22 protein-coding genes are annotated in these 24548 nt (G+C 73.8%); 11 read left to right on the top strand and 11 right to left on the bottom strand.

Annotated elements, in window-relative coordinates; genetic code table 11:
* Window positions 1-8 precede the first annotated feature (8 nt).
* From ABD358_RS23360 to ABD358_RS23325, 8 genes are all read right to left on the bottom strand, one after another.
* Window positions 9-350: a mycothiol transferase gene (locus ABD358_RS23360; RefSeq protein WP_344633107.1), complete on the bottom strand. Its 342-nt coding sequence runs from the start codon at window positions 348-350 to the stop codon at window positions 9-11.
* Window positions 351-366: 16 nt separating this feature from the next.
* Complete coding sequence (locus ABD358_RS23355; protein ID WP_344633087.1) at window positions 367-579, bottom strand: hypothetical protein; 213 nt, start codon at window positions 577-579, stop codon at window positions 367-369.
* A complete protein-coding gene (locus tag ABD358_RS23350) occupies window positions 576-1529 on the bottom strand; it encodes a S66 peptidase family protein (RefSeq protein ID WP_344633086.1) in 954 nt (317 codons plus the stop codon). The genes ABD358_RS23355 and ABD358_RS23350 overlap by 4 nt, the downstream gene beginning before the upstream one ends.
* On the bottom strand, window positions 1526-3529 hold the full coding sequence (locus tag ABD358_RS23345) for a S9 family peptidase (RefSeq protein ID WP_344633085.1): 2004 nt from the start codon (window positions 3527-3529) through the stop codon (window positions 1526-1528). The genes ABD358_RS23350 and ABD358_RS23345 overlap by 4 nt, the downstream gene beginning before the upstream one ends.
* 84 nt (window positions 3530-3613) lie before the next feature.
* On the bottom strand, window positions 3614-4942 hold the full coding sequence (locus tag ABD358_RS23340; RefSeq protein WP_344633084.1) for a M20/M25/M40 family metallo-hydrolase: 1329 nt from the start codon (window positions 4940-4942) through the stop codon (window positions 3614-3616).
* A complete protein-coding gene (locus ABD358_RS23335) occupies window positions 4935-5771 on the bottom strand; it encodes a M55 family metallopeptidase (RefSeq protein ID WP_344633083.1) in 837 nt (278 codons plus the stop codon). The genes ABD358_RS23340 and ABD358_RS23335 overlap by 8 nt, the downstream gene beginning before the upstream one ends.
* A gap of 116 nt (window positions 5772-5887) precedes the next feature.
* Entirely contained in the window at window positions 5888-6622 is a 735-nt protein-coding gene (locus tag ABD358_RS23330; protein ID WP_344633082.1) for a class I SAM-dependent methyltransferase, read from the bottom strand.
* Between the two features lie 167 nt (window positions 6623-6789).
* Entirely contained in the window at window positions 6790-7236 is a 447-nt protein-coding gene (locus tag ABD358_RS23325; RefSeq protein ID WP_344633081.1) for an SRPBCC family protein, read from the bottom strand.
* Window positions 7237-7396: 160 nt separating this feature from the next.
* Between ABD358_RS23325 and ABD358_RS23320 the strand changes: the two genes are divergently transcribed.
* Entirely contained in the window at window positions 7397-8431 is a 1035-nt protein-coding gene (locus ABD358_RS23320; RefSeq protein ID WP_344633080.1) for an Rv2578c family radical SAM protein, read from the top strand.
* 353 nt (window positions 8432-8784) lie between these two features.
* Window positions 8785-9024, top strand: a complete 240-nt coding sequence (locus tag ABD358_RS23315; protein WP_344633079.1) for a hypothetical protein — start codon at window positions 8785-8787, stop codon at window positions 9022-9024.
* Between the two features lie 4 nt (window positions 9025-9028).
* Here the strand turns inward: ABD358_RS23315 and ABD358_RS23310 are convergent, their stop codons facing one another.
* Window positions 9029-9427, bottom strand: a complete 399-nt coding sequence (locus ABD358_RS23310) for a MerR family transcriptional regulator (RefSeq protein WP_344633106.1) — start codon at window positions 9425-9427, stop codon at window positions 9029-9031.
* Window positions 9428-9784: 357 nt separating this feature from the next.
* Between ABD358_RS23310 and ABD358_RS23305 the strand changes: the two genes are divergently transcribed.
* The gene (locus ABD358_RS23305; protein WP_344633078.1) at window positions 9785-11287 is read left to right on the top strand and encodes a SulP family inorganic anion transporter; all 1503 of its coding nucleotides are present in this window, start codon (window positions 9785-9787) and stop codon (window positions 11285-11287) included.
* A 147-nt stretch (window positions 11288-11434) separates the two neighbouring features.
* On the opposite strand, the gene ABD358_RS23300 is transcribed toward ABD358_RS23305, so the two are convergent.
* Window positions 11435-12325, bottom strand: a complete 891-nt coding sequence (locus tag ABD358_RS23300; RefSeq protein WP_344633077.1) for a methyltransferase domain-containing protein — start codon at window positions 12323-12325, stop codon at window positions 11435-11437.
* Window positions 12326-12345: 20 nt separating this feature from the next.
* On the opposite strand from ABD358_RS23300, the gene pdxR reads away from it, so the two are divergent.
* Entirely contained in the window at window positions 12346-13890 is a 1545-nt protein-coding gene (gene pdxR / locus ABD358_RS23295; RefSeq protein ID WP_344633076.1) for a MocR-like pyridoxine biosynthesis transcription factor PdxR, read from the top strand.
* A gap of 13 nt (window positions 13891-13903) precedes the next feature.
* Here pdxR and ABD358_RS23290 read toward each other — a convergent pair whose 3' ends face one another.
* Window positions 13904-14491 carry a HEAT repeat domain-containing protein gene (locus ABD358_RS23290; RefSeq protein WP_344633075.1) on the bottom strand — a complete coding sequence of 196 codons (588 nt, stop codon included), beginning with the start codon at window positions 14489-14491 and terminating at the stop codon, window positions 13904-13906.
* A 328-nt stretch (window positions 14492-14819) separates the two neighbouring features.
* On the opposite strand from ABD358_RS23290, the gene ABD358_RS23285 reads away from it, so the two are divergent.
* From ABD358_RS23285 to ABD358_RS23255, 7 genes are all read left to right on the top strand, one after another.
* Complete coding sequence (locus ABD358_RS23285; RefSeq protein ID WP_344633074.1) at window positions 14820-16604, top strand: 3-hydroxyacyl-CoA dehydrogenase family protein; 1785 nt, start codon at window positions 14820-14822, stop codon at window positions 16602-16604.
* Window positions 16605-16711: 107 nt separating this feature from the next.
* Window positions 16712-17503: a TetR family transcriptional regulator gene (locus ABD358_RS23280; protein ID WP_344633073.1), complete on the top strand. Its 792-nt coding sequence runs from the start codon at window positions 16712-16714 to the stop codon at window positions 17501-17503.
* 390 nt (window positions 17504-17893) lie between these two features.
* Window positions 17894-19231, top strand: coding sequence for a crotonyl-CoA carboxylase/reductase (ccrA, locus tag ABD358_RS23275; protein WP_344633072.1), 1338 nt, complete (start codon window positions 17894-17896; stop codon window positions 19229-19231).
* Window positions 19232-19474: 243 nt separating this feature from the next.
* Window positions 19475-21529: a protein meaA gene (locus ABD358_RS23270; protein ID WP_344633071.1), complete on the top strand. Its 2055-nt coding sequence runs from the start codon at window positions 19475-19477 to the stop codon at window positions 21527-21529.
* A complete protein-coding gene (locus ABD358_RS23265) occupies window positions 21526-22518 on the top strand; it encodes an HpcH/HpaI aldolase/citrate lyase family protein (protein ID WP_344633070.1) in 993 nt (330 codons plus the stop codon). Before ABD358_RS23270 ends, ABD358_RS23265 begins: the two co-directional genes overlap by 4 nt.
* A gap of 142 nt (window positions 22519-22660) precedes the next feature.
* Window positions 22661-23194: a MaoC family dehydratase gene (locus tag ABD358_RS23260; RefSeq protein ID WP_344633069.1), complete on the top strand. Its 534-nt coding sequence runs from the start codon at window positions 22661-22663 to the stop codon at window positions 23192-23194.
* Window position 23195: 1 nt separating this feature from the next.
* Window positions 23196-24401, top strand: a complete 1206-nt coding sequence (locus ABD358_RS23255) for an acyl-CoA dehydrogenase family protein (RefSeq protein WP_344633068.1) — start codon at window positions 23196-23198, stop codon at window positions 24399-24401.
* The last annotated feature ends 147 nt before the right edge of the window (window positions 24402-24548 follow it).

Here is a 24548-nt window from a genome sequence, read left to right as displayed (position 1 = left end):
CCCGGCGTTCACTCCCCCGCCGTGCCGTCGGCCGGTTCGCGGGCGATGTCGAGGTGGCCGGCGTGGCGGGCGTACTCCTGGAGGACGTGGAAGAGGATCCGGGACAGGGCCGGGGCCTCCTCCTCGGTGGCGAAGCGGCCCCCGACCGCGGCGCGGTCGGCCGGGCCGGCGGAGGCGGCGATCCCGCGGGAGCGGGCGCGCTGGGCGCGGAAGCGCTCCACGACCTGCCCGGCCGTCAGTCCGCCGGGGACGTGCCGGCGGCCGTCGGCGTCCTGGTCGGCCCAGGGGCCCTCGACGGGCTCGGCCGGGAAACCCCGGCCGGGGGCCTCCCGGACGGAGTTCGGGGACAGCGGCGTGCCATGCGCCTCAGGTGCCGGAGCAGCTCCAGCGGCGTCCAGCCGGAGGGCAGCCGGCTGCGGCGCAGCCCGGCCCGGGGAGTTCGTCGAGCTTCCGCAGGACGGTGTCGCGGTGGTAATCGCGGTGGTAATCGAGGTGGGCGAGCAGCAGGCCGCCCGGGTCGGGCGGGGCGGTGTGCTGGGGTTCGGGCAGCGGGTCGCCGCTCGCCGGGGTGCCGGTCATGCCAGGGCCGTCTCCTCCAGGGTCAGGACGCACGCGTCGGCGTCCAGGGTCGCGGGCACGCCCAGCGGGAGGGTGAGGGTCGTCGGGCCGTGGCCGAAGCCCGCCTCCTCCACCATGGGGACGCCCAGCGGGGCGAGCCGGTCCAGCAGCACCGCGCGGACCTCCTCGTAGGGGCCGCAGTCGTGCCAGGAGCCCAGCACGATCCCCGTCACGCCGTCCAGCGCACCGGAGCGCAGCAGGTGGGTGAGGTACCCGTCGATGCGGTACGGCCTCTCCCCGACGTCCTCCAGCAGCAGGATGCCGCCGCCGTCCGGGCAGGCGGGCCGCCGCCCGCGGACGCCGACGTCGCCGGCGAGCAGGGACAGGCAGCCCCCGAAGGTGGTGCCGCGGGCGCGGCCGGGCACCAGGGTGCGCGCGCCGGCCGGGGCGATCGCGGTGGCCGTCTCCGGTTCGAGGAGGGTGCGGCGCAGGTGGTCCTGGGTCGCGGCGTCCTTGAGGAAGGAGACGGTGGCGGGCATCGGGCCGTGCAGGGTGGCCAGGCCCAGCCGGTCGGCGACGGCCGCGTGCAGCGCAGTGAGGTCGCTGTAGCCGACGAACGCCCTGGGGCCGGCCGCCCGCAGCGCCTCCCAGTCCACCAGGTCCGCCATCCGCTGGGCCCCGTAGCCGCCGCGGGCGGCGAGGACGGCCGTGACGGCGGGGTCGCACCAGGCGTCGGTGAAGTCGCGGGCCCGGTCGGCGTCGGCGCCGGCGAGGTGGTCCAGGCGCGGGTGGACGTCGAGGACGTGCGGCATGACGACCGGGTCCAGGTCCCAGCCGCGCAGGACGTCCACCCCGGCGTCCAGCCGTTCGCGGGGCACCGGCCCGCTGGGGGCCACGATCGCCACCCGGTCGCCGGGTCGCAGCCGCGGGGGCCGGACGAGGGCGGTGCGGGAGGGTTCGGCGGGGGTCATCGGGTCAGCTCCAGCGGGGGCACGTCCGGGCGGTCGAAGCCGAATACCTGGGCGTACAGGGCGAGTTCGGCCTCGACGGCCCGGACGACGGTCTCCGCCCGGCGGAAGCCGTGGCTCTCGCCCTCGAAGGCGAGGTACGCGTGGGGCACTCCGCGCCCGGCGACCGCGGCCAGGAAGCGGTCGCACTGGGCGGGCGGGCAGACCGGGTCGTCCAGGCCCTGCAGGAGCAGGAACGGCGCGGTGACGCGGTGGGCGTGGCGGAGGGGGGAGCGGTCGCGGTAGCGGTCGGGGTGCTCCTCGGGGGAGCCGATCAGGGAGACCAGGTACCGCGACTCGAAGTCGTGGGTTCCGCCGGCCGCCCAGTCGTCCAGGTCCAGGACCGGGTAGCTGATCGCCGCGCAGGCGTACAGGCCCTCGGTCCGCGGCGAGGTGAGGGAGACGGCGGCGGTCCAGCCGCCCGCGCTGCCGCCGCGTATGGCGAGCCGGGCGGGGTCGGCGGCGCCCTCCGCGGCCAGGGTCCGCGCGACGGCCGCGCAGTCCTCGACGTCGACCACGCCCCACTGCTCCCGCAGCCGCTCGCGGTAGGCGCGGCCGTAGCCCGTCGAGCCCCCGTAGTCGACCTCCACGACGCCGATGCCGCGCGAGGTGAAGTAGGCGATCTCCAGGTCCAGGGCGAGCCCCGCCCGCCCGGTGGGGCCGCCGTGGGCCCGGACGACGTACGGGGGCAGTTCGCCGTCGGGCGCCCGGTGCGCCGGGTTGCGCGGCGGGTAGAGCTGGGCGTGGATCTCGCGCCCGCCGGGCCCGTGGAAGACCCGCACCTCGGGCTCGGGGTAGTGGGCGGGGTCCACGGGGTCGGTGTGCCGGGAGCCGACCACCAGGGCGTGGCCGGTGCGGGTGTCCAGTTCCACCACCTCGTGGCCGCGGTGCGGGCCGGCGGCGACGCCGATGACGCGGGTGCCCGCGGAGGCCAGCGTCGGGGCCCACTCGGTCCAGGGTCCGGGGGTGTCGGCCAGTTCGCCGGTGCGCGGGTCGAGGACGCCCAGGCGCGGGGACCCGGCGCCGTGGAGGACGGCGACCAGGCCGCTGTCCAGCGGCTCGAACCACTGGAGGCCGATCTTCCACAGCGGTCCGCCGAACTCCTCCGGGCGGGGGCAGAGGGCGGTGCGCTCCCCGCTGTCCGTGTCGAGCCGGTACAGGTTCCACCAGCCGCTCGCGTCGCCGGTGAACAGCAGCGAGCCGTCCGCGGCCCAGCCGGCCTGGGCGACCGACTCCCCGTCCCCGCCGGCGGCGGTCCGCACGCCGGTCAGGGCGCCGTCGCCGGTGACGTCGGCGAGGCGGACGTCCGTGCCGTCCCAGGGCATCCGGGGGTGGTTCCAGGCCAGCCACGCCGCGCGCCGGCCGTCCGGGGAGAGGCGGGGGCCGGTGACGAAGCGGTCGGCGCCGTCGGTCAGCTCCCGCACCCGGGCGCGGTCCTCGGCGGCCGAGCCGTCCAGGGGGACGGCCGCGAGGACACGGCGGACGTCGGTGGGCCGGGCGCCGGTGAACTCCTCCAGGACGCACCACACCTCGCCCCGCTCCGGCAGCAGCACCGGGTCGGCCCAGCGCAGTCCCCCGCCGACCGGGGAGAGGGGGGTGAGGGGGCGGGGCCGGGAGCCGGGGGCGTCCGGCTCGAAGGCGTACAGCCGCTGGTCGGGGTGGTGGACGAAGACGATCAGCGGCCCGTCCCCGGCGCGCGCCGTCCCGGCCCACGGCCGGCCGCCGTACTCGATCACCCGGCTGCGGACGTCCCACGGCCCGGGCAGCGCCGGTTCGGCCGGCCCGGCGCCGTACGGGCGCAGCCGCATCAGGGCCCGGCGTCCGCCCTCGGCGGGGCGGGGCTCGGTCCACCACACCTCCTGGCCGACGGCGCCCGCGTACTCGGGCCGGCCGTCGTGCTCGGCGACCAGGCGGGCGTCGATCGGGGACGTCCAGGTGCCGTACGGGGCGGTGGCGGGCGTCATCGGGCGGCTCCCTCTCTTCCCTGTCTGCGGTTCGTCGGATGCGGGCCGGTTCGTGCCCCGGGCGCGCGTCCGGGGCGGGCGGCCTCAGAGGTTGAACAGGGCCCGGTCGAGGACCCGCACGCCGAAGTGGAGGGCCTCGACGGGGACGCGCTCGTCGACGCCGTGGAACATCGCCTGGTAGTTGATGTCCTCGGGGAGCTTCAGCGGCGAGAAGCCGTAGCCCGCGATGCCCAGCGGGGCGAACTGCTTGGCGTCGGTGCCGCCCGTCATGCAGAACGGGACGACGTGGGCGTCGGGGTCGAAGTGCTCCAGGGACTCGCGCAGCACGGCGAAGGTGCGCGAGTCCACCGGCGCCTCGACGGCCGGGCCCCGGTGGTAGAACGCCCACTCCACGTCCGGGCCGGTCAGCTCGTCCATGGTGGCGGTGAACTCCTCCTCGGTGCCGGGGAGCATCCGCCCGTCCACGTACGCCGTGGCGCTGCCGGGAATGACGTTGATCTTGTAGCCGGCCCTGAGGCCGGTGGGGGCGGCGCTGTTGCGCACGGTCGCCTCGACCAGCCTGGCCGCCGGGCCGAGCTTCCCCAGCAGGGCGTCCACGTCGAAGTCGGGGGCGTCGAAGTCGGGGACGTCCAAGCCGTTGAGGCGGGACAGCTCGGCGAGGGCCGCCCGCACCGTCGGGGAGAGCCGCACGGGCCAGACGTGCTCGCCGATCCGGTGGACCGCGGCGGCGAGGCGGCTCACCGCGTTGGCGTGGTTGATCTTGGAGCCGTGGCCGGCGCGTCCGGTGGCGGTGAGCTCCATCCAGGCGGTGCCGCGCTCCCCGGCCGCGACCGGGTAGAGCCGCAGGCCGTCGCCGGCGTGGAAGGTGTAGGCGCCGGACTCGCCGATGCCCTCGGTGCAGCCCTCGAAGAGCCCGGGGTGCTCCCGGGCGAGGAAGTCGGCGCCGTACTGGCCGGTGTCCTCCTCGTCGGCGGTGAAGGCGAGGACGATGTCGCGGCGGGGGCGCACCCCGGCGCGGGCCCAGGCGCGGACGGTGGCCAGGACCATGGCGTCGGTGTTCTTCATGTCGACCGCGCCGCGGCCCCACACCACCCCGTCGCGGATCTCGCCGGAGAAGGGGTGGACGGCCCAGTCGGCGGGCTCGGCGGGCACCACGTCCAGGTGGCCGTGGACGAGGAGGGCGTCGGCGGACGGGTCGGTGCCCTCGATGCGGGCGACGACGTTGGTGCGTCCCTTGACCTTCTCCAGCAGCCTCGGTTCGAGGCCGGCGTCGGAGAGGCGCTCGGCGACGTACTCGGCGGCCTTCCGCTCCGTGCCGTCGCCGTTGCCGAGGTTGACGGAGTCGATGCGGATCAGCTCGGAGGTGAAGGCGACCGCCTCGTCGAGGGCCTGCCGGTCGATGCGCTCAGCCATACTGCTCCTCCACGGCGGACGAGACGACCGTGGTGACGGCCTTGAACGTGCGGATGCCCTCGTACATGGACGGCGAGGTGTACGCCACGCGGCGCTCGCCCGTCCGCTCCACGCCGGGGACGAGGGTCGCCGCGCCGGTCAGGTGCTCGGCGTCGAACTCCAGCTCCACGGTGCGGGGCCGCGGCCCGGCGGGCTCGCGGCGGACCGCCAGCGCCGCCGCCTCCTTCGCCGCGGCGCGGATGTCGGCGGCGGTGCGGGCGGGAGTGCGGCAGACGGCCGCGTACCGGGAGACGCAGTCCTTGACGGCGACCCCCAGCGCGTCCGGGGCGTAGCCGCGGGCGTCCTCGCAGGTGCGGTCGTCGCCGGTGACGAGGACGACGGGGACGCCGAACTCGGCCGCCACCGCGGCGTTGAGCCGTCCCTCGCTCGCCCGCTCGCCGTCCAGCCACACGCCGGTGACGGTGTTGGCGAGGTAGGTGTGGGCGAGGACCCCCTCGGTGCCGGCGCCGGTGTGGTAGCCGACGAAGGCGACGCCGTCCACGTCGCCGTGCTGGATCCCCTCGACCATGCTGAGCGCCTTGTGGCGGCCGGTGAGCATCCGGGCGCGGTCGTCCAGCCGCTCCAGCAGCAGGTTCCGCATGGTCCAGTGCGCCTCGTTGACCAGCACCTCGTCCGCTCCGCCGTCGAAGAACCCGGCGATCGCCGCGTTGACGTCCGAGGTGAGCATCGGACGGCAGCGTTCCCACTGGGGCGTCCCCGGCAGCACGTCGGCGGGCCAGGTCACCCCCGTGGCGCCCTCCATGTCCGCACTGATGAGGATCTTCGTCATGGCACGCCACGTTACGCGCCGCCCGGGCGAGGTCAAAGCCCCCGGAAGGAGTGCCGCCGCGCCGCGTCCCCGGCCGTCCGGGCCGGGCCGGGACGCCTGCCCGCGCCCGGCCGGTGTCAGCCGTTCCGGCCGACCACCAGCCAGTTCGCCGGGAGGTCCAGCCGCGAGCCGTCCGGTTCGAACTCGGTCGTGGACAGCGGGAGGGAGCCGGCGGCCAGCACCCGCAGCCCGGCCTCGCCGAACGGGGCGGCCAGTTCGGGCGGCCCGCCCTCGGGGCCGTGCTTCCCGGCCAGGTGCGGCAGGTCGGACAGGCCGGGCGCGTCCAGGGGGCCGGGGAGCTCGGTGGGGTCGGCGGCCCCGGCGCTCCGGGCCAGGGCGGCCCGGGCCGTGGGGGCGGCCTCCACCACGAAGGCGCGCCCGCGCTCGCCCACGAGGACGGCGACGGACTCCACGACGCGCGGCCGGCGGTCGGGCTCGCTGCGCTGGAGGACGCCGCGCAGGTAGACGTTGGCGTCCCCCAGCTCCTCGTGCAGGCGCCGCATGGCGCCGGGGTCGGCGGCGTCGAGCTGCCGGAAGTCGGGGGCGGAGCGGTGCCCCTCGCCCTCCCCCACCACGGTCCGGGCCTGCTCCAGGGCGTCGGCCGACCGGTCGATGCCGACGCACGGGTGGAAGCGTCCGGCCAGGAAGACCGTCCGGGCGCCGTTGCCGCAGTCGGCGTCGACCAGCGGCAGGTCCGGGTCGAAGTACTTCTCGAATATCGGCAGGTGGACGGCGGCCGTGATCGCGGGATCGCTGCTCCAGTTGCCGTCCCAGGTGTCGCCTGCGCGGCCGTCTCGGGACGTGGCGTGCACGGGTCTCTCCCTCCACCGTCGTCGTGGGGCCGCTTCGCGGCCGCCGGGACAGCCCTCGTACCCCGTTCGGCGCGGATCGTGCCTCCCTGTCCCGGAGGGTGCCGACGGGTGCCCCGGCGGGTGCGGGGCCCGGTCCGGCCGCCCGGCCGGCGGGGGCGGCCGGGCGCTCATCCCTCCAGTTCGGCGGCGAGGTTGGCGAGGAGTTCGCCGTGGATGCGGGCGAGGCCCCTGGGGGCGAAGGTCCGCTCGAAGAAGCCGCCGATCCCGCCCGCCCCCTGCCAGGTGGTGGTGACGGCGGCCCGCGCGCCGCGTCCGCCCGGTCCGGGGGCGACGGTCCAGGTGTTGACCATGGTGGAGTTGCGGTCGCGTTCGACGAGCCGCCGCCCGCCCGGCTCGTCCACCTCCATCAGGCAGTCCCGCACGCGCTTGGAGGTGGCCTGGAGCCTCCAGTGGACGAGCGTCCCCCTCCCCCTGCCGCCCTCGCGCACCTCGTACTCGCCGTACTGGCCGGGCAGCACCCGGGCGCGGACGCCGCCGTAGTCGGCGAGCGCGGCGAAGACGTCGTCCGGGTCGGCCGCGATGTCGCGCCGTGCGGTGGCCTCGACCTGCGCCATGGCTCCTCCTGGGTGTTCGGGTGACCGGCCGTCAGCCGGTGTGCGGCCGGGGGTCGTCGTGCTCTCCGGCAAGCCAATCACAGGCGCCCCGGCCGCACCGGATCGACGCCCCCGAAGGGAACAGATGTTCTATTCTTGGGGGGCAGAGCGAGGAGGCCGCATGCGCTGGGACAACCTGAACCACGACGGACCGGACGCGAGCGGCACCACAGGCGCCCTCTTCGGCGCCGACGTGGTGACCCGCACGTTCGACACCCCCGAGTTCCGGGGCATCACCTTCCACGAGGTACGGGCGCGTTCGATCATCAACCGGGTGCCCGGCGCCTCCCGGATGCCGTTCGAGTGGACCGTCAACCCCTACCGGGGCTGCTCGCACGCCTGTGTGTACTGCTTCGCGCGCCGCAGCCACGCCTACCTGGACCTGGACACCGGGCTCGGCTTCGACACCCAGATCGTGGTGAAGACCAACGCCGACCGGCTGCTCCGCCGCGAACTGGCCTCGCCCCGCTGGCACGGCCAGCACATCGCGATGGGCACCAACGTCGACTGCTACCAGCGCGCCGAGGGCCGCTACCGGCTGATGCCCGGCATCCTGGCGGCCCTCCGCGACTTCGCCAACCCCTTCTCCATCCTCACCAAGGGCACGCTGATCCTCCGCGACCTGGACCTGCTCCGCTCGGCCCGCGCCGTGGCCGAGGTGGGCATATCGGTGTCGGTGGCGTTCCTGGACGAGGAGCTGTGGCGCGCGGTCGAGCCCGGCGCCCCCGCCCCCGAGCGGCGGCTGGAGGTGGTGCGGACCCTCACCGAGCACGGCATCGGCTGCGGGGTGCTGATGGCCCCGGTGGTCCCGTTCCTCTCCGACAGCCCCGCCGGGCTGCGCGCGACCGTCCGGGCGGTCGCGGCGGCCGGCGCCACCTCCGTCACCCCGCTCGTCCTCCACCTGCGGCCGGGCGCCCGCGAGTGGTTCATGGCCTGGCTGGCCCGCGAGCACCCCGGCCTGGTGCGCCACTACGAGGCGCTGTACGCCGACGGCGCCTACGCCCCCCGGTGGTACCAGCGCCGGATCACCCGGCAGGTGCACGAACTGGCCCAGGAGTACGGCATCGGCCCGGCCGGGCCGGGCGCGCACCGCGCCGTCCCCGTGCGCTGCGCCCCGGAGCCCGGGCCGGGCCCGGTCCAGCTCACCCTGCTGTGACGGGCGCCGGGGGCGCGCACGCCCCCGGCGGTCCCACACGGCGTCAGCCCCCGGCGGGCGTACCGGCGTCCGCCCCTTACGCGCACCGCGCCCCGTGCTTCCGGTGACACCCCGGGACCTCCTTCGAACGGGTTCCGCCATTGGCACCAGCGGACCGGCGGCAACCCTTCCCGCGCGTTAGAGTAAGCGTGCTCGCCGACATGGTCGGCCTGCTTCCACTCGCCACCTCCGGGGCCACCGCTCCGTCGTCGTCCGGCGCCCCGGGGGTGGCACACCCCGAAAACTTCCGTGACCCCTGAAGACCATCCGGGAACCGCCGAGCGGCGGGGACCGCCGGGAGAGAGGCGCGCACGATGGCCGTCTTCAAACTGCAGCTCAAGGACGGGCGGGAGAAGCTGATCGAGGCCGGTCGGGCCGGGCGCACCGCCGACGGCCAGATCGTCATCGAGGACACCGATTCCCTGGGCGTCTGGGACTGCCTGGAGGAGTATCCCGCCGAGGAGGTGAAGGCCGTCTGGCGGCGCGGTCCCGCGGAGAGCGGGATCTACACCTGGATCGCGCAGCCCGTCGAGGGCCGCTGGTGGAGCTACTGACGCCTCACTTCCGGCCGTCGAGCTGCCTCCTGAGGGTGGCGGCGAAGTCCTCGGCGGCCATCAGCCGGGCGCGCAGCGTCTCGCACCGGGCGTCGGCCACCTTGCGGTAGGCGTCCAGCCTCTCCCGCAGCCGCTCGCGCTCGGCGTCCGGCAGCGGCTCGCCGGAGGAGAGCCGGTCGGTGATCCGCAGCAGGTCCCGCATCTCCTCCAGGGAGAAGCCCAGCGGCTTCATCCGCCGGATGACCATCAGCCGGTCGACGTCCGAGTCGGTGTAGAGCCGGAAGCCCCCCTTGCTGCGGGCGGAGGGGACGACCAGACCGACCTCCTCGTAGTGCCGGATGGTGCGCAGGGACAGGCCCGTGCGCTCGGCCACCTCGCCGATCTGCATCCGCCGCTGGGTCATCGCCGCGCTCGTTCCCTTGCCATCTGCCATCGCCTTCCGAAGTGGTGAACGGGAACCGCGCGTGGCGCGGATCACAGGACGCCGGGCGTCGTTCACCTGTGATTCACAGCTCGGCGACCCTACCCATCCCTTACGTCAGGGTAAGGTTGATCCCGCGCACGGGCGGACCGGCCGCCCCTGCGGACCTTCCGGGCAATGATGCCCGACCGGCGGCGCACACCGGCCGCCGGGTTCGTCCGGCCCCGGCCGCCCGGATACGGCGGCGCGGTGCGGCCGCACCCCCTGCCCCGCTCCGGTGACGGAGTCGCGCACGACGCGCGCACGCCGTTGTCCGCGCGCCCGAACGGAAACGGACGCATGCCCGCTGATACCGCCGCGGCCCCCAGGCCGCGCTTCTCCCGCCCCGAGTGGCTGTCCTCGGCGAAGGTGTTCCGCACCGAGGTGCTGGCCGGCCTGGTGGTCGCCCTGGCCCTGATTCCCGAGGCGATCTCGTTCTCGGTCATCGCCGGGGTCGACCCCGCCGTCGGCCTGTTCTCCTCGTTCACCATGGCCGTGGTGGTCTCGGTCGTGGGCGGCCGCAAGGCGATGATCTCCGCCGCCACCGGTGCGGTCGCCCTGGTCATCGCGCCGCTCAACCGCGAGCACGGGCTGGGCCACCTGGTCGCCGCCGTCATCCTGGGCGGCCTGATGCAGATCGCGCTGGGCGCGCTGGGGGTGGCGAAGCTGATGCGCTTCGTGCCGCGCAGCGTGATGGTCGGCTTCGTCAACGCCCTGGCGATCCTGATCTTCATGGCCCAGGTGCCGGAGATCACCGGCGTGCCCTGGCCGGTCTATCCGCTGATGTTCGGCGGCCTGGCCCTGATGGTGCTCCTCCCCAGGATCACCACGGTGGTGCCCGCCCCGCTGGTGGCCATCGTCGTCCTCACCTCGATCACGGTGGCCGCCGGCATCGCGGTGCCCACCGTCGGCGACAAGGGCGAGCTGCCCTCCGCGCTGCCCGCCCCCGGCCTGCCCGACGTGCCGTTCACGGTGGACACCCTGACCACCGTCGCCCCCTACGCCCTGGCGCTGGCGCTGGTCGGGCTGATGGAGTCGCTGATGACGGCCAAGCTGGTGGACGACATCACCGACACCCGCTCCGACAAGACGCGCGAGTCGATCGGCCAGGGCGTCGCCAACGTCGTCACCGGCCTCTTCGGCGGCATGGGCGGCTGCGCGATGATCGGCCAGACCATGATCAACGTGAAGACCTCCGGCGCCCGCACCCGGCTGTCGACCTTCCTCGCCGGGGTCTTCCTGCTGATCCTGGTCGTCGTCCTGGGCCCGGTGGTCTCCACCATCCCGATGGCCGCCCTGGTCGCGGTGATGGTCCTGGTCTCCTTCGCCACCTTCGACTGGCACTCCGTCCACCCGAGGACCCTCAGGCGGATGCCCGTCGGCGAGACCGGCGTGATGGCCGTGACCGTCGCCGTGGTGGTCGCCACGCACAACCTGGCCATCGGCGTGGTGGCCGGCGTCATCACCGCCATGATGGTCTTCGCCCGCCGCGTCGCCCACCTCGCCGAGGTGACCTCCGTCGTCGACCCCGACGGCAGGACCGTCGTCCACGCCGTCACCGGCGAGCTGTTCTTCGCCTCCTCCAACGACCTGGTCCACCGGTTCGACTACGCCGGCGACCCCGGCCACGTCGTCATCGACCTGACCGGCGCCCACATCTGGGACGCCTCGTCCGTGGCCGCCCTGGACGCGATCGAGACCAAGTACGCCGCCCGCGGCAAGAAGGTCACCATCACCGGGCTCAACGAGGCCAGCGCCGAGATGCACGGCAGGCTCGCCGGGCGGCTCGCCGACGCCCACTGATCCCCCGGCGGCACGCCACCGGATGCCCGGCCCCTCCGGGAGGGGCCGGGCATCCGGTGCGTCCGGCGCCGGAACCCACGGCGCGCCGTCCGGCGCGGCAGGGGCTGCGATCCGCCGCGGGCGGGGGCGCCGACCGGGCGCCCCGCGTCACCGGGCCGTACGGAGCGGCGGGTTGACGGCGGTGGCCTTGAAGAAGGTGTAGTGGAAGGTCCCCCCGTCCTCCGCCGTCCGGTACAGGTCGACGATCCCCCGCCGCCAGTCCTCCTCGGTGGCCAGTCCCCTGAGCACCGCCTCGTCCCCGACGCCCTCGAAGAGGGGGATGAAGGTGTCGCGGACGAAGCCGTCGACCGTCTCGGGCAGTGTCCGGTCGGCGTAGACGGTCCGCGGTCGCACCGCGACATCGCCGTATCCGGCGGCGGTCAGCAGCGGCTGGAGCCTCCGGCCGATCAGCGCGTCGCCGCCCGCCGCGGCCTGGAGGCGCACCTGGCAGTCGATCACGGCACGGGCGTGGGGGCTGTCGGGGTGGAAGACGACCGACCCGTGGTCCCCCTCGATCACGGTGGCCGTGCCGCCCGGCCGCAGCAGGCGGCGCAGCCTGCGCAGCGCCCGCTCCGGTTCCGGCAGGTGCTCCAGCACGAAGCAGACGAAGAGGTGGTCGAAGGAGCCGTTCGGGAACGGCAGGTCGTACAGGTCGGCGCGGTGCCACTCCACCCGGGCGCCGGGATGCCGGTCCGCCACCCTGGCCCGGGCCCGCTCCAGGGAGTCGACGTCGACGTCGACCGCGGTGATGCGCGCCCCGGGGCTGTTGGCGACCAGGTGCACCGTCTGGGCGCCGACCCCGCAGCCGACCTCCAGCACCCGGCTGCCGGCGGGGTAGGCCGTGCCCTCGTGGAGCAGAGCCGCCAGGGTGTCCGCCTGGTCGCTCAGCCGGCGGGTCTCCCGCGCGGAGTAGCCGTGCACGTACTCGACCGTCATCTTGCCCTTCTCCTCGTCTCCGGCCCGGACGGCCCGTGCCCGTCCGGTGCCCGCGCGTCCCACTCTGGTTCCACAATGGCCCGGTGGACAGAGCCAATGGAACCTCCATCGACAGGTCCAGAACGGTGCGGGACGAGGCCGTGCGGGACGGTGCCGCCGGAGCCGACTTCCTCCAGCTCGACATCCGCGAGGCGCCGCCCGGCGGGCTGTCCGACTGGCTGGCCCGGCGGCTGCGGCAGGCGATCCTCGACGGTCGTCTGCCGGTGGGCAGCCGCCTGCCCGCCACCCGGGTGCTGGCGGCGGAGCTGCGCGTGTCCCGGGGGGTGGTCACCGACGCCTACCGGCGGCTGGGCGAGGACGGGCACGTCGCCGGGCGCGGGCGCGCCGGGACGGTCGTGGTCGCCGCTCCCGTCCGAATCCCCGCTCCCCCGCCGCCCCCCGGGCCCGCCGGGCCGCCGTCGCCGGAGGAGGTCTTCGCCGCCGCGCCCGGCCCGGACGTCTTCGACCGGCTGCGGGCGGTTCCCGCGCGGCTCGACCTGACCCCCGGCACCCCGGATCTGGCGGCCTTCCCCCGGGCCGCCTGGCAGCGCGCCGAGCGCCGGGCCCTGGACGGGCTGGTCCCCTCCGACCTGGGGTACGGCGACCCGCGCGGGGTGCCCGCGCTGCGGCTGGCCGTCGTGGACTGGCTGGCCCGCAACCGCGGGGTGCGGGCGGATCCCGGCGAGGTGCTGGTCGTCTCCGGCACCGCCCAGGCGCTCACCCTGTTCGCTCAGGTCCTCCACGACGAGGGGGTGCGCGAGATGGCCGTGGAGGACCCCGGGTCGCTCGGTGCGCGGATGCACCTGAACGCCCGCGGGCTCGCCACCCCGCCGGTCCCCGTCGACGGCGGCGGGATCCGCGTCGGCGCGCTGCGCGCCACGGGCGCCCCGGCCGTCCTGCTCACCCCGGCCCACCAGTTCCCCACCGGTGTGGTGCTCGGCGGTGACCGGCGCCGCGAGCTGATGCGGTGGGCCGCCGGGGGCGGGCTGGTCCTGGAGGACGACTACGACGCCGAGCACCGCTACGACCGTCCCCCGGTGCCCGCCCTGAAGTCGATGCTCCCGGACCACGTCGTCTACTCCGGCAGCGTCTCCAAGCTGCTGGCTCCCGCCCTGCGGGTGGGCTGGGTGCTGGCCCCGCCGCGGTACCGGGACGCGCTGGCGGACGCCAAGCGGTACGCCGACCTGGGCAACGCCGCCCTGCCGCAGCTCACCCTGGCGCGGCTGATGGCGTCGGGCGAGCTGGAGCGCCATCTGCGCCTGCTGCGGGGCCGCCACCGCCGGCGCCGGGACGCCATGGTCGCGGCGGTCCGGGCCCACCTGCCGGGTGCGGTCGTCCACGGCGCCGCGGCGGGGCTGCACCTGACGGTCGTCCTGGGCTCCCCTTCCGGATCCGCCGCGGACCCGCCGTTCGCCGACACCGATCTCGCGGCGGCCGCGCTCGCCAGGGGCGTGAAGACGCACCCGCTGTCCTGGCACACCCAGTTGCCGTCCCCGCCGGGGCTCGTGCTGGGATACGCGGCCAGGACGCCGGGCGAGATCGGCGAGGCGGTGGCCGTCCTGGGCGAGGTGGTGCGCGGACTGCGGTGAGGGGCGGGCCGGTTCACAGCCGGCGCAGCGCCTCGTCGGCCGCGGCGCGCAGCTGAGGGTGCTCCCGGGCGGCGAGGAGCACCAGCCGGGCGCGGGCGTCGCCGAGCGTGCCCAGCCCCTCCACGCAGGCGCGGGCCACCGGCCAGTGGTGGACCGGGCCGGCCAGCAGCCGGTCCAGGACGCGGATCAGCACCGGCGCGGAGGAGGGCGCGCGCAGGGCGGCCAGCAGCCTCACGGGGTGGAGGGCGTAGGCGGTGCGCAGTTCGTTGTCGGCGAGCGCCGCCGCGGCGCGGGCGGTGCGCGGGTCGTCCAGGAGGAGCAGGGCGCGGGCGGCGGCGGCGCAGCGGGGCGGGTCGCGGTGGTTGAGGAGGAAGACCAGCGTCTCGAAGGCGCGGCGGTCGCCGGCCCGGCCGAGGGCGCAGGCGGCCAGTTCCCGGGCCCACAACGGGCGTGCGGGGGCGGTGAGTTCGGCGGCGAGCGCGTCGCGGGCGGCGGGGGTGTCCTGCCGGGCCAGGGCCAGGAGCCTCTCGAACTCGGCCGGTTCGGCCTCGGCCCTCAGCCGTGCCGCCTGTTCGCCGTCCACCGCGTCGGCCCGTCCCACGTCCGTGCTCCCTCCCTGTGGCCCGTGCCACATCCCCGGAAGCGGTCTACCCACTGGCGTTCTTGTTACCCCCTGGTTAGCCTGCTCATCGGAGCGGCACCCCCGCTCAGCCGGACGGTCTGGTGACGCGGCCGTCCGTGTGCAGTCGGTTCAGCACGCACGTACGCGGTCCGAGCACGGCCCCGGGACAGGGCCGTCTCCGCCCGGGGCACAGCCCGCGGCACGCCTCGCGTACGGCGCGGGCCGGCGCGGTCGCGCCCGCCCCTTCTTCCTCCTCTGCATCTCCCCGTGCAGTCGTCACCGTCTCTTCCTCCCCTGGAGTCCCGTGATGGACCGTCCCACCTTTCCCACCGTGGCCGTGGTCGGCCTCGGCACCATGGGCACCGGCATCGCCGAGGTCCTGGCCTGCTCGGGCCGCGAGGTCATCGGCATCGACACCGACGAGAACGCCGCCCGCCGGGCCGTCGCCGCCCTGGAGGCGTCCACCGCGCGCGCCGTGGAGCGCGGGCGGATCACCGAGCGGGAGCGGCGGGACGCCCTCGCCCGCTTCCGCGCCTTCGGCGATCTCCAGGCGGCCGCCGAGGCCGACCTGGTCGTCGAGGTCGTCCCGGAGGACTACGGCCTCAAGCACCGGGTGATCACCGCGCTGGACGGCATCGTCAAGCCGTCGGCCGTCATCGCCACCGGCACCAACGCGCTCTCCGTCACCCGGCTCGCCGCCGACTCCGCGCGCCCCGAGCGGGTGCTGGGGATGCACTTCTTCAACCCCGCGCCGGCGATGAGGCTGGTGGAGATCGTCTCCAGCGTGCTGACCTCCCCCGAAGCGGTCGCCGCCGTCACCGACCTCGTCCACGACCTGGGCAAGGAGCCCGTCGCCGTCGGCGACCGGCCCGGTTTCGTCGCCGACGGGCTGCTGTTCGGCTACCTCAACCAGGCCGCGGCGATGTACGAGTCGCGGTACGCCACCCGTGAGGACATCGACGCCGCGATGCGGCTGGGGTGCGGGCTGCCCATGGGTCCGCTCGCCCTGCTGGACCTGATCGGCGTCGACACCGCCCGCACCGTGCTGGAGGCGATGTACGCCGAGTCCCGCGACCGGCTCCACGCTCCCGCGCCGATCCTGGGGCAGCTCAGTGCCGCCGGTCTGACGGGCCGCAAGGCCGGACGCGGCTTCTACACCTACGAGGCGCCCGGCTCGTCCGCCGTCGTGCCGGACGACCTGACGCCCCGTGCGGGCGGGACCTCCGGGACGCCGCGCGAGGTGCGCTCCGTCGGCGTGGCGGGGTCGGGCACCATGGCGAGCGGCATCGCCGAGGTGTTCGCCAAGGCGGGCTACGACGTGGTGCTGGCCGCGCGGAGCGAGGAGAAGGCGGAGAAGGCCAGAGCCCGGATCGCCTCCTCGCTGGAGCGGTCGGTGCGGAAGGGGCGGATGACCGAGGAGGCCCGCGACGCGGCCCTGGCCCGGATCACCCCGGCCGGCTCGCTGTCCGCGCTGGCGGACGTCGACCTCGCGGTCGAGGCGGTGGCCGAGGACCTGGAGGTCAAGAAGGGCCTGTTCGCGGCGCTGGACGGGATGTGCAAGCCGGGCGCCGTGCTGGCCACCACCACCTCCTCGCTGCCCGTGGTCGCCTGCGCCCGCGCCACCTCGCGCCCGCAGGACGTGATCGGCATGCACTTCTTCAACCCCGCGCCGGCGATGAAGCTGGTCGAGGTGGTCCGCACCGTGCTGACCTCCGACGACGTCCACGCCACCGTGCGCGAGGTGTGCGGGAGGATCCGCAAGCACCCGGTGGACTGCGGCGACCGGGCGGGCTTCATCGTCAACGCGCTGCTGTTCCCGTACCTGAACAACGCGGTCAAGATGGTGCAGGAGCACTACGCGAGCATGGACGACGTCGACACCGCCATGAAGCTCGGCGGCGGCTACCCGATGGGCCCGTTCGAACTGCTCGACGTGGTCGGGCTGGACGTGTCCCTGGCGATCGAGCGGGTGCTGCACCGGGAGTTCCGCGAGCCGGGCCTGGCCCCCGCTCCGCTGCTGGAGCACCTGGTGGCGGCGGGCTGCCTGGGGCGCAAGACCGGGCGGGGCTTCCGCGAGTACGCGGGGCGGTGATCCCGGCGGTCCCGGCCTTCCCGCCCCACGCGGACCCCGGGTGGGGCGGGCTGCTGGAGCCCGGTGGAGCGTCCGCGGGACGCAGGGCTCCGTGTAACGTTCCACACATGTCCCAGCCCGTGAAACCCGCCCGTCCGCACGTGCCGAACCAGCGTCTGAAGATGCGTCGGGAGCTGGCCGCCGCCGCGATGGAGCTCTTCGCCACCAAGGGCTACGAGGAGACCACGGTCGACGAGATCGCGGCGGCGGCCGGCGTGGCCCGCCGTACCTTCTTCCGGCACTTCCGCTCCAAGGAAGAGGCGATCTTCCCCGATCACGACGACACCCTGGAGCGCGCCAAGGCGGTGCTGGACGCGGCGCCCGCCCACGAGAACCCCCTGGACACCGTCTGCCGGGGCATCAAGGAAGTCCTGAGGATGTACGCGGACTCCCCGGAGATCTCGGTGGCGCGCTACAAGCTCACCCGCCAGGTGCCCACGCTGCGGGAGCGGGAGATCGCTTCCGTGTCGCGCTACGAGCGGCTGTTCACGCGCTACCTGCTGGGCCACTTCGACGAGGCCGCCTCCCACCGGGAGGGCGACGACGGGTTCGACGAGCCGCTGCTCGCCGAGGTCGCCGCGTCGGCGGTGGTCACCGCGCACAACCACGTGCTGCGGCGCTGGCTGCGCGCGGGCGGCGAGGGCGACGTGGAGGCCCAGCTCGACCGGGCCTTCGCGGTCGTGCGGCGGACCTTCGGCACCGGTTTCGTCGCCGGCCGGCCGGTCTCCCGGGGACGGACGGGCGCCACGGCCGCCGGGGGCGGGGGCGCCGGGGACGAGGTGCTGGTGGCGGTGGCCCGTACCGGCGCTCCGCTGGCGGAGGTCATGCGCACGATCGAGCAGGCCCTGCGGCAGAGCTGAGGGTCCCGCCCAGCGAGCGCCCCGCGAGAGCGGCCGAGCCCGGCACGGGGCGACAGGAAACGACACGGAACAACGGAACACGACAAGCGCGTGCGGCCGTCTCATGACGAGACGGCCGCACGCGCTCATTCGTGCACGGTGAATGCCACCTGAGAGAAATTGTTGGCACGCAGTGTCTTGTCTGCTGGCACGCAGTGCCATAACGTGAGCCGTGTCCGGGCACTGTCCCAGCGGTCACTCCGTACGTCCGGACGCCTGCGTCACAGGCCTTCAGCGCTACCGCGCCGAGCCGCAGCACCACCGCCGAACCGACGGCACCAGCAGCTCACCGAGAACCAGACAGACCCCAGCGACCCCTCAAGCGTCCCGACACGCTCGCCGGAGGCCCACGTGAAGGAAATCCTGGACGCGATCCTCGCGTCGGACAGCACGCCCGCAGACTTCGAGAACCTCCCCCTCCCCGAGTCGTACCGCGCGGTGACCGTCCACAAGGACGAGACCGAGATGTTCGCCGGCCTGACCACCGGCGAGAAGGACCCGCGCAAGTCCCTGCACCTGGACGAGGTGCCGGTGCCGGAACTGGGCCCGGGCGAGGCCCTGGTGGCGGTCATGGCCAGCTCCGTGAACTACAACTCGGTGTGGACCTCGATCTTCGAGCCCCTGCCGACGTTCGCCTTCCTGGAGCGCTACGGGCGCACCTCCCCGCTGGCCAGGCGCCACGACCTGCCGTACCACATCATCGGCTCCGACCTGGCCGGCGTGGTGCTGCGCACCGGCCCCGGCGTCAACGCCTGGCAGCCCGGCGACGAGGTCGTCGCGCACTGCCTGTCGGTGGAGCTGGAGAGCGCCGACGGCCACGACGACACCATGCTCGACCCCGAGCAGCGCATCTGGGGCTTCGAGACCAACTTCGGCGGCCTGGCCGAGATAGCCCTGGTGAAGTCCAACCAGCTCATGCCCAAGCCCGCCCACCTCACCTGGGAGGAGGCCGCCGCGCCGGGCCTGGTGAACTCCACCGCCTACCGGCAGCTCGTCTCCCGCAACGGCGCCGGGATGAAGCAGGGCGACAACGTCCTCGTCTGGGGCGCCTCCGGCGGCCTGGGCTCCTACGCCACCCAGTTCGCGCTGGCCGGCGGCGCCACCCCGATCTGCGTGGTCTCCAGCGAGAAGAAGGCCGGGATCTGCCGCTCCATGGGCGCCGAGGCGATCATCGACCGCTCCGCCGAGGGCTACCGGTTCTGGAAGGACGAGCACACCCAGGACCCGAAGGAGTGGAAGCGCTTCGGGGCGCGCATCCGCGAGCTGACCGGCGGCGAGGACGTCGACATCGTCTTCGAGCACCCCGGCCGCGAGACCTTCGGCGCCTCCGTCTACGTCACCCGCAAGGGCGGCACCATCGTCACCTGCGCCTCCACCTCCGGCTACATGCACAGCTACGACAACCGCTACCTGTGGATGAACCTCAAGCGGATCGTCGGCTCGCACTTCGCCAACTACCGGGAGGCGTGGGAGGCCAACCGCCTCATCGCCAAGGGGAAGATCCACCCCACGCTGTCGAAGACCTACCCGCTGCACGAGACCGGCCAGGCCGCCCACGACGTCCACCGCAACGTCCACCAGGGCAAGGTCGGCGTGCTGTGCCTGGCCCCGCGGGAGGGCCTGGGCGTGCGCGACCCGGAGACGCGCGCCAAGCATCTCCCCGCCATCAACCGCTTCCGGAACGTGTGAGGTCGCCCCATGGCCGAACCCCGTGACGCGAGCGCGTCGAGAAGCTCCACCCCCTCGTCCGGTTCCCCCTCGCCGTCCACCCCCTCGGGCGTGACCGAACCACAGGCCGCCACCCCCGGACGCCCCGCCCCGGCCACCCCGTCGGGCGTGAACGAGCCGAAGGGCGCGCCGGCGTCGAAAGGGGTGAGGAGGAGGGAGCGAGGAACGAGCGACCGTGCGGCGAACCCCGTCGACACCGGATCAATGGGGTCCCCTCCCAGCGGTGGCCGGGGGAGCCCGGAGGCGAGTGAACACAGAAAAAGAGACCGCCCCTGGCTGATGCGGACCTACGCCGGCCACTCCACGGCCGAGGCGTCCAACGAGCTGTACCGGCGCAACCTCGCCAAGGGGCAGACCGGGCTGTCGATCGCGTTCGACCTGCCGACGCAGACCGGCTACGACCCCGACCACGTCCTCGCCCGCGGCGAGGTCGGCCGGGTCGGGGTGCCGGTCTGCCACCTCGGCGACATGCGGCGGCTGCTGAAGGACATCCCCCTGGAGCGGATGAACACCTCGATGACCATCAACGCCACCGCCATGTGGCTGCTGGCGCTGTACCAGGTGGTCGCCGAGGAGCAGGGCGCGGACGTCGCCAGGCTGTCGGGGACGACGCAGAACGACATCGTCAAGGAGTACCTCTCGCGCGGGACGCACGTCTTCCCGCCGGGCCCCTCCCTGCGCCTGACCACCGACGTGATCGCCTACACCGTGACGCACATCCCCAAGTGGAACCCGATCAACATCTGCAGCTACCACCTGCAGGAGGCCGGGGCCACCCCCGTGCAGGAGATCGCGTACGCCATGTCGACGGCCGTCGCGGTCCTCGACGCCGTGCGGGACTCCGGGCAGGTGCCCCCGGAGAGGTTCGGCGACGTGGTCGCCCGCATCTCCTTCTTCGTCAACGCGGGCGTCCGCTTCGTCGAGGAGATGTGCAAGATGCGGGCCTTCACCCGCATCTGGGACCGGATCACCCGTGAGCGGTACGGCGTGGAGGACCCCCGGCAGCGCCGCTTCCGCTACGGCGTCCAGGTCAACTCGCTCGGCCTGACCGAGGCGCAGCCGGAGAACAACGTCCAGCGGATCGTGCTGGAGATGCTGGCCGTCACCCTCTCCAAGGACGCCCGCGCCCGCGCGGTGCAGCTCCCCGCCTGGAACGAGGCGCTGGGTCTGCCCCGGCCCTGGGACCAGCAGTGGTCGCTCCGCATCCAGCAGGTCCTCGCCCACGAGAGCGACCTGCTGGAGTACGACGACCTGTTCGCCGGGTCGCACGTGGTCGAGGCCAAGACCGCCGAGCTCGCCGAGGGCGCGTGGGCCGAGATCGAGCGCATCCAGGAGATGGGCGGCGCCATGGCGGCCGTCGAGTCCGGGTACCTCAAGTCGCGGCTGGTCGCCTCGCACGCCGAGCGCCGGGCCCGCATCGAGTCCGGCGAGGAGAAGATCGTCGGGGTCAACTGCTTCGAGTCCACCGAGCCGAACCCGCTCACCGCCGACCTGGACACGGCCGTCATGACCGTGGACCCGGCCGTCGAGGCCCAGGTGGTGGCCTCGCTCCACCGCTGGCGCGAGACGCGGGACGAGGACCGCGCCCAGCGGGCCCTGGCCGAGTTGAAGCGGGCCGCCGCGGGCGAGGTCAACCTGATGCCGGCCACCCTGGAGTGCGCCCGCGCCGGGGTGACCACCGGGGAGTGGGCCTGGGCGCTGCGGGACGTCTTCGGCGAGTACCGGGCCCCCACCGGGGTGAGCTCGGCGCCGGTGGCGGTCCCCGCCGAGGAGGGCTCCGCGCTCGCCGCCGTGCGCGCGAAGGCGGAGGCCACGGCCGCCGAGCTGGGCTGCGGCAGGCTGCGGCTGCTGGTCGGCAAGCCCGGTCTGGACGGGCACAGCAACGGCGCCGAGCAGATCGCCGTACGGGCGCGCGACGCGGGCTTCGAGGTGGTCTACCAGGGCATCCGGCTCACGCCCGAGCAGATCGTCTCGGCGGCCGTCGCCGAGGACGTGCACTGCGTCGGGCTGTCGATCCTCTCCGGCTCCCACGCGGAGCTGGTGCCCGACGTGCTGGACCGGCTGCGCCGGGCGGGCGCGGGGGACGTGCCCGTCATCGTCGGCGGCATCATCCCGCCCGCCGACGCCGAGGCGCTGCGCTCCATCGGAGTCGCGGCGGTCTTCACCCCGAAGGACTTCGGCATCACGGAGATCGTCGGCCGTATCGTCGACGAGATCCGCACAGCGAACAAGCTCGACCCCCTGGAGGTCCCCGCATGACCACCGACTCCTCCGCAGCGGCCGCCGGCGCGGGCGTGAACCGCCTGCGTCCCCGCCGCTCCTGCCTGGCCGTGCCCGGGAGCAACCCGCGCTTCCTGGAGAAGGCCCAGGGCCTCCCGGCGGACCAGGTCTTCCTGGACCTGGAGGACGCCTGCGCGCCGCTGGCCAAGCCCGAGGCCCGCCACACCGTCGTGAAGTTCCTCAACGAGGGCGACTGGACGGGCAAGACCCGGGTCGTGCGGGTGAACGACTGGACGACCCACTGGACGTACCGCGACGTGGTCACGGTCGTCGAGGGCGCCGGTCCCAACCTGGACTGCATCATGCTGCCGAAGGTGCAGGACGCCTCCCAGGTGAAGGCGCTGGACCTGCTGCTGACCCAGATCGAGAAGACGATGGGCTTCGAGGTCGGCCGCATCGGCATCGAGGCGCAGATCGAGAACGCCAAGGGCCTGGTGAACGTCGACGAGATCGCGGCGGCCTCGCCCCGGCTGGAGACCATCATCTTCGGCCCGGCCGACTTCATGGCCTCGATCAACATGAAGTCCCTGGTCGTGGGCGAGCAGCCGCCGGGCTACCCGGCCGACGCCTACCACTACATCCTGATGCGCATCCTGATGGCGGCACGCGCCCACGACCTCCAGGCGATCGACGGGCCGTACCTCCAGATCCGCAACGTGGACGGGTTCCGCGACGTGGCCCGGCGCGCCGCCGCCCTGGGCTTCGACGGCAAGTGGGTGCTCCACCCGGGCCAGGTCGAGGCCGCCAACGAGATCTTCTCGCCCTCCCAGGAGGACTACGACCACGCCGAGCTGATCCTCGACGCCTACGAGTACTTCACCTCCGAGGCGGGCGGCAGGAAGGGCTCGGCGATGCTCGGCGACGAGATGATCGACGAGGCCAGCCGGAAGATGGCGCTGGTCATCGCGGGCAAGGGCCGGGCCGCCGGCCTGAGGCGGACCTCGAAGTTCGAGCCGCCGGCCGACTGATCCCTCCCCCCTCGGGAACGGGCCGTCCCGCGCCCGCCGCCCCTCCTCGGGAGCTTCCCTGGAAGCTTCCCCGGGAGCGGCCCGGGACCGGGGCGGCCCGCCGCCCGCCGCTTCGTCCACCACACCACCGGAGAGTCACACCATGCAGTTCGGCCGCACCTACGAGGAGTTCGAGGTCGGGGACGTCTACAAGCACTGGCCGGGCAAGACGGTCACGGAGTACGACGACCACCTCTTCTGCCTGCTGACCATGAACCACCACCCGCTCCACATGGACGCCAACTACGCCGAGCGGACGACGGACTTCGGCCGGAACGTGGTGGTCGGCAACTACGTCTACTCCCTGCTGCTGGGCATGTCCGTGCCGGACGTCTCCGGCAAGGCGATAGCCAACCTGGAGGTCGAGTCGCTGCGGCACGTGGCGCCGACCTTCCACGGCGACACGATCTACGGCGAGACCACCGTCCTGGACAAGGTCCCGTCGAAGTCCAAGTCCGACCGCGGCATCGTCCACGTCGAGACCCGGGGCTACAAGCAGGACGGAACGCTGGTGTGCGTCTTCCGCCGCAAGGTGATGGTGCCCACCGCCGAGTACATCGAGAAGCGCGGGGGAGAGCAGCCCGGCCGTCCCGAGCTCCGCGAGGCCGGGAACTCCGAGAAGAAGGGCGGCGAGTGAGATGGGGCGCCTGGCGCGGACCGAGGGACTGACGGACGTCCAGAGGGAGATCGTCTCCACCGTCCGCGACTTCGTCGACAAGGAGATCATCCCCGTCGCCACCGAACTGGAGCACCGGGACGAGTACCCGACCCAGATCGTGGAGGGCCTGAAGGACCTGGGGATCTTCGGCCTGATGATCCCCGAGGAGTACGGCGGTCTCGGGGAGTCGCTGCTCACCTACGCCCTGTGCGTGGAGGAGATCGCCCGCGGCTGGATGAGCGTCTCCGGCATCATCAACACCCACTTCATCGTCGCGTACATGCTCAAGCAGCACGGCACCGACGAGCAGAAGGAGTACTTCCTGCCGAGGATGGCGGCCGGCGACGTCCGGGGCGCCTTCTCGATGTCCGAGCCGGGCCTGGGCTCGGACGTGTCGGCGATCACCACCAAGGGCGTGCGCGACGGCGACGAGTACGTCCTGACCGGCCAGAAGATGTGGCTGACCAACGGCGGCACCTCCTCGCTGGTGGCGGTGCTGTGCCGGACCGACGAGGGCCACCCCGCGGGCACGGCGCCGCACAAGTCGATGACCACCTTCCTGATCGAGAAGGAGCCCGGGTTCGGCGAGGTCAAGCCGGGCCTGACGATCCCCGGCAAGATCGACAAGATGGGCTACAAGGGCGTCGACACCACCGAGCTGATCCTGGACGGCCTGCGCGTCCCGGCGAACCGCGTCCTGGGGGGCGTCACCGGCCGCGGCTTCTACCAGATGATGGACGGCGTCGAGGTCGGCCGGGTGAACGTGGCCGCGCGCGGCTGCGGCGTCGCCCAGCGCGCCTTCGAGCTGGGCATCGCCTACGCCCAGCAGCGGCACACCTTCGGCAAGCCCATCGCGCAGCACCAGGCAATCCAGTTCAAGTTGGCCGAAATGGCCACCAAGGTGGAGGCGGCGCACGCGCTGATGGTCGGCGCCGCCCGGAAGAAGGACTCCGGACAGCGGAACGACCTGGAGGCGGGCATGGCCAAATACCTCGCCTCGGAGTACTGCAAGGAGGTCGTGGAGGACGCGTTCCGCATCCACGGCGGTTACGGTTTCTCCAAGGAGTACGAGATCGAGCGGCTCTACCGCGAGGCCCCGATGCTCCTCATCGGTGAAGGCACTGCCGAGATCCAGAAAATGATCGTGGGACGCCGACTCCTGGAGGAGTACAGGATCCAGGGGTAGAATGACCCCTTCGGGGTGTTTTTCCTTGAACGGGAAAACACCCCGGCCGGGTCCTCATCGGGGAGTCCCCGGTCCGGACCGGCGCTCTGGCTTGCCCAGTTGCCACCGGTAACCGATAGCATCCCGGGAAAGCCGCCGTCCCCCGTG

It is taken from the genome of Streptomyces glaucosporus, from assembly GCF_039533345.1.
Classification (GTDB): Bacteria; Actinomycetota; Actinomycetes; order Streptomycetales; family Streptomycetaceae; genus Streptomyces; species Streptomyces glaucosporus.
The sequence above is the reverse complement of the archived record's forward strand: the minus strand, read 5'-3'. Positions and strand labels throughout refer to the sequence as shown.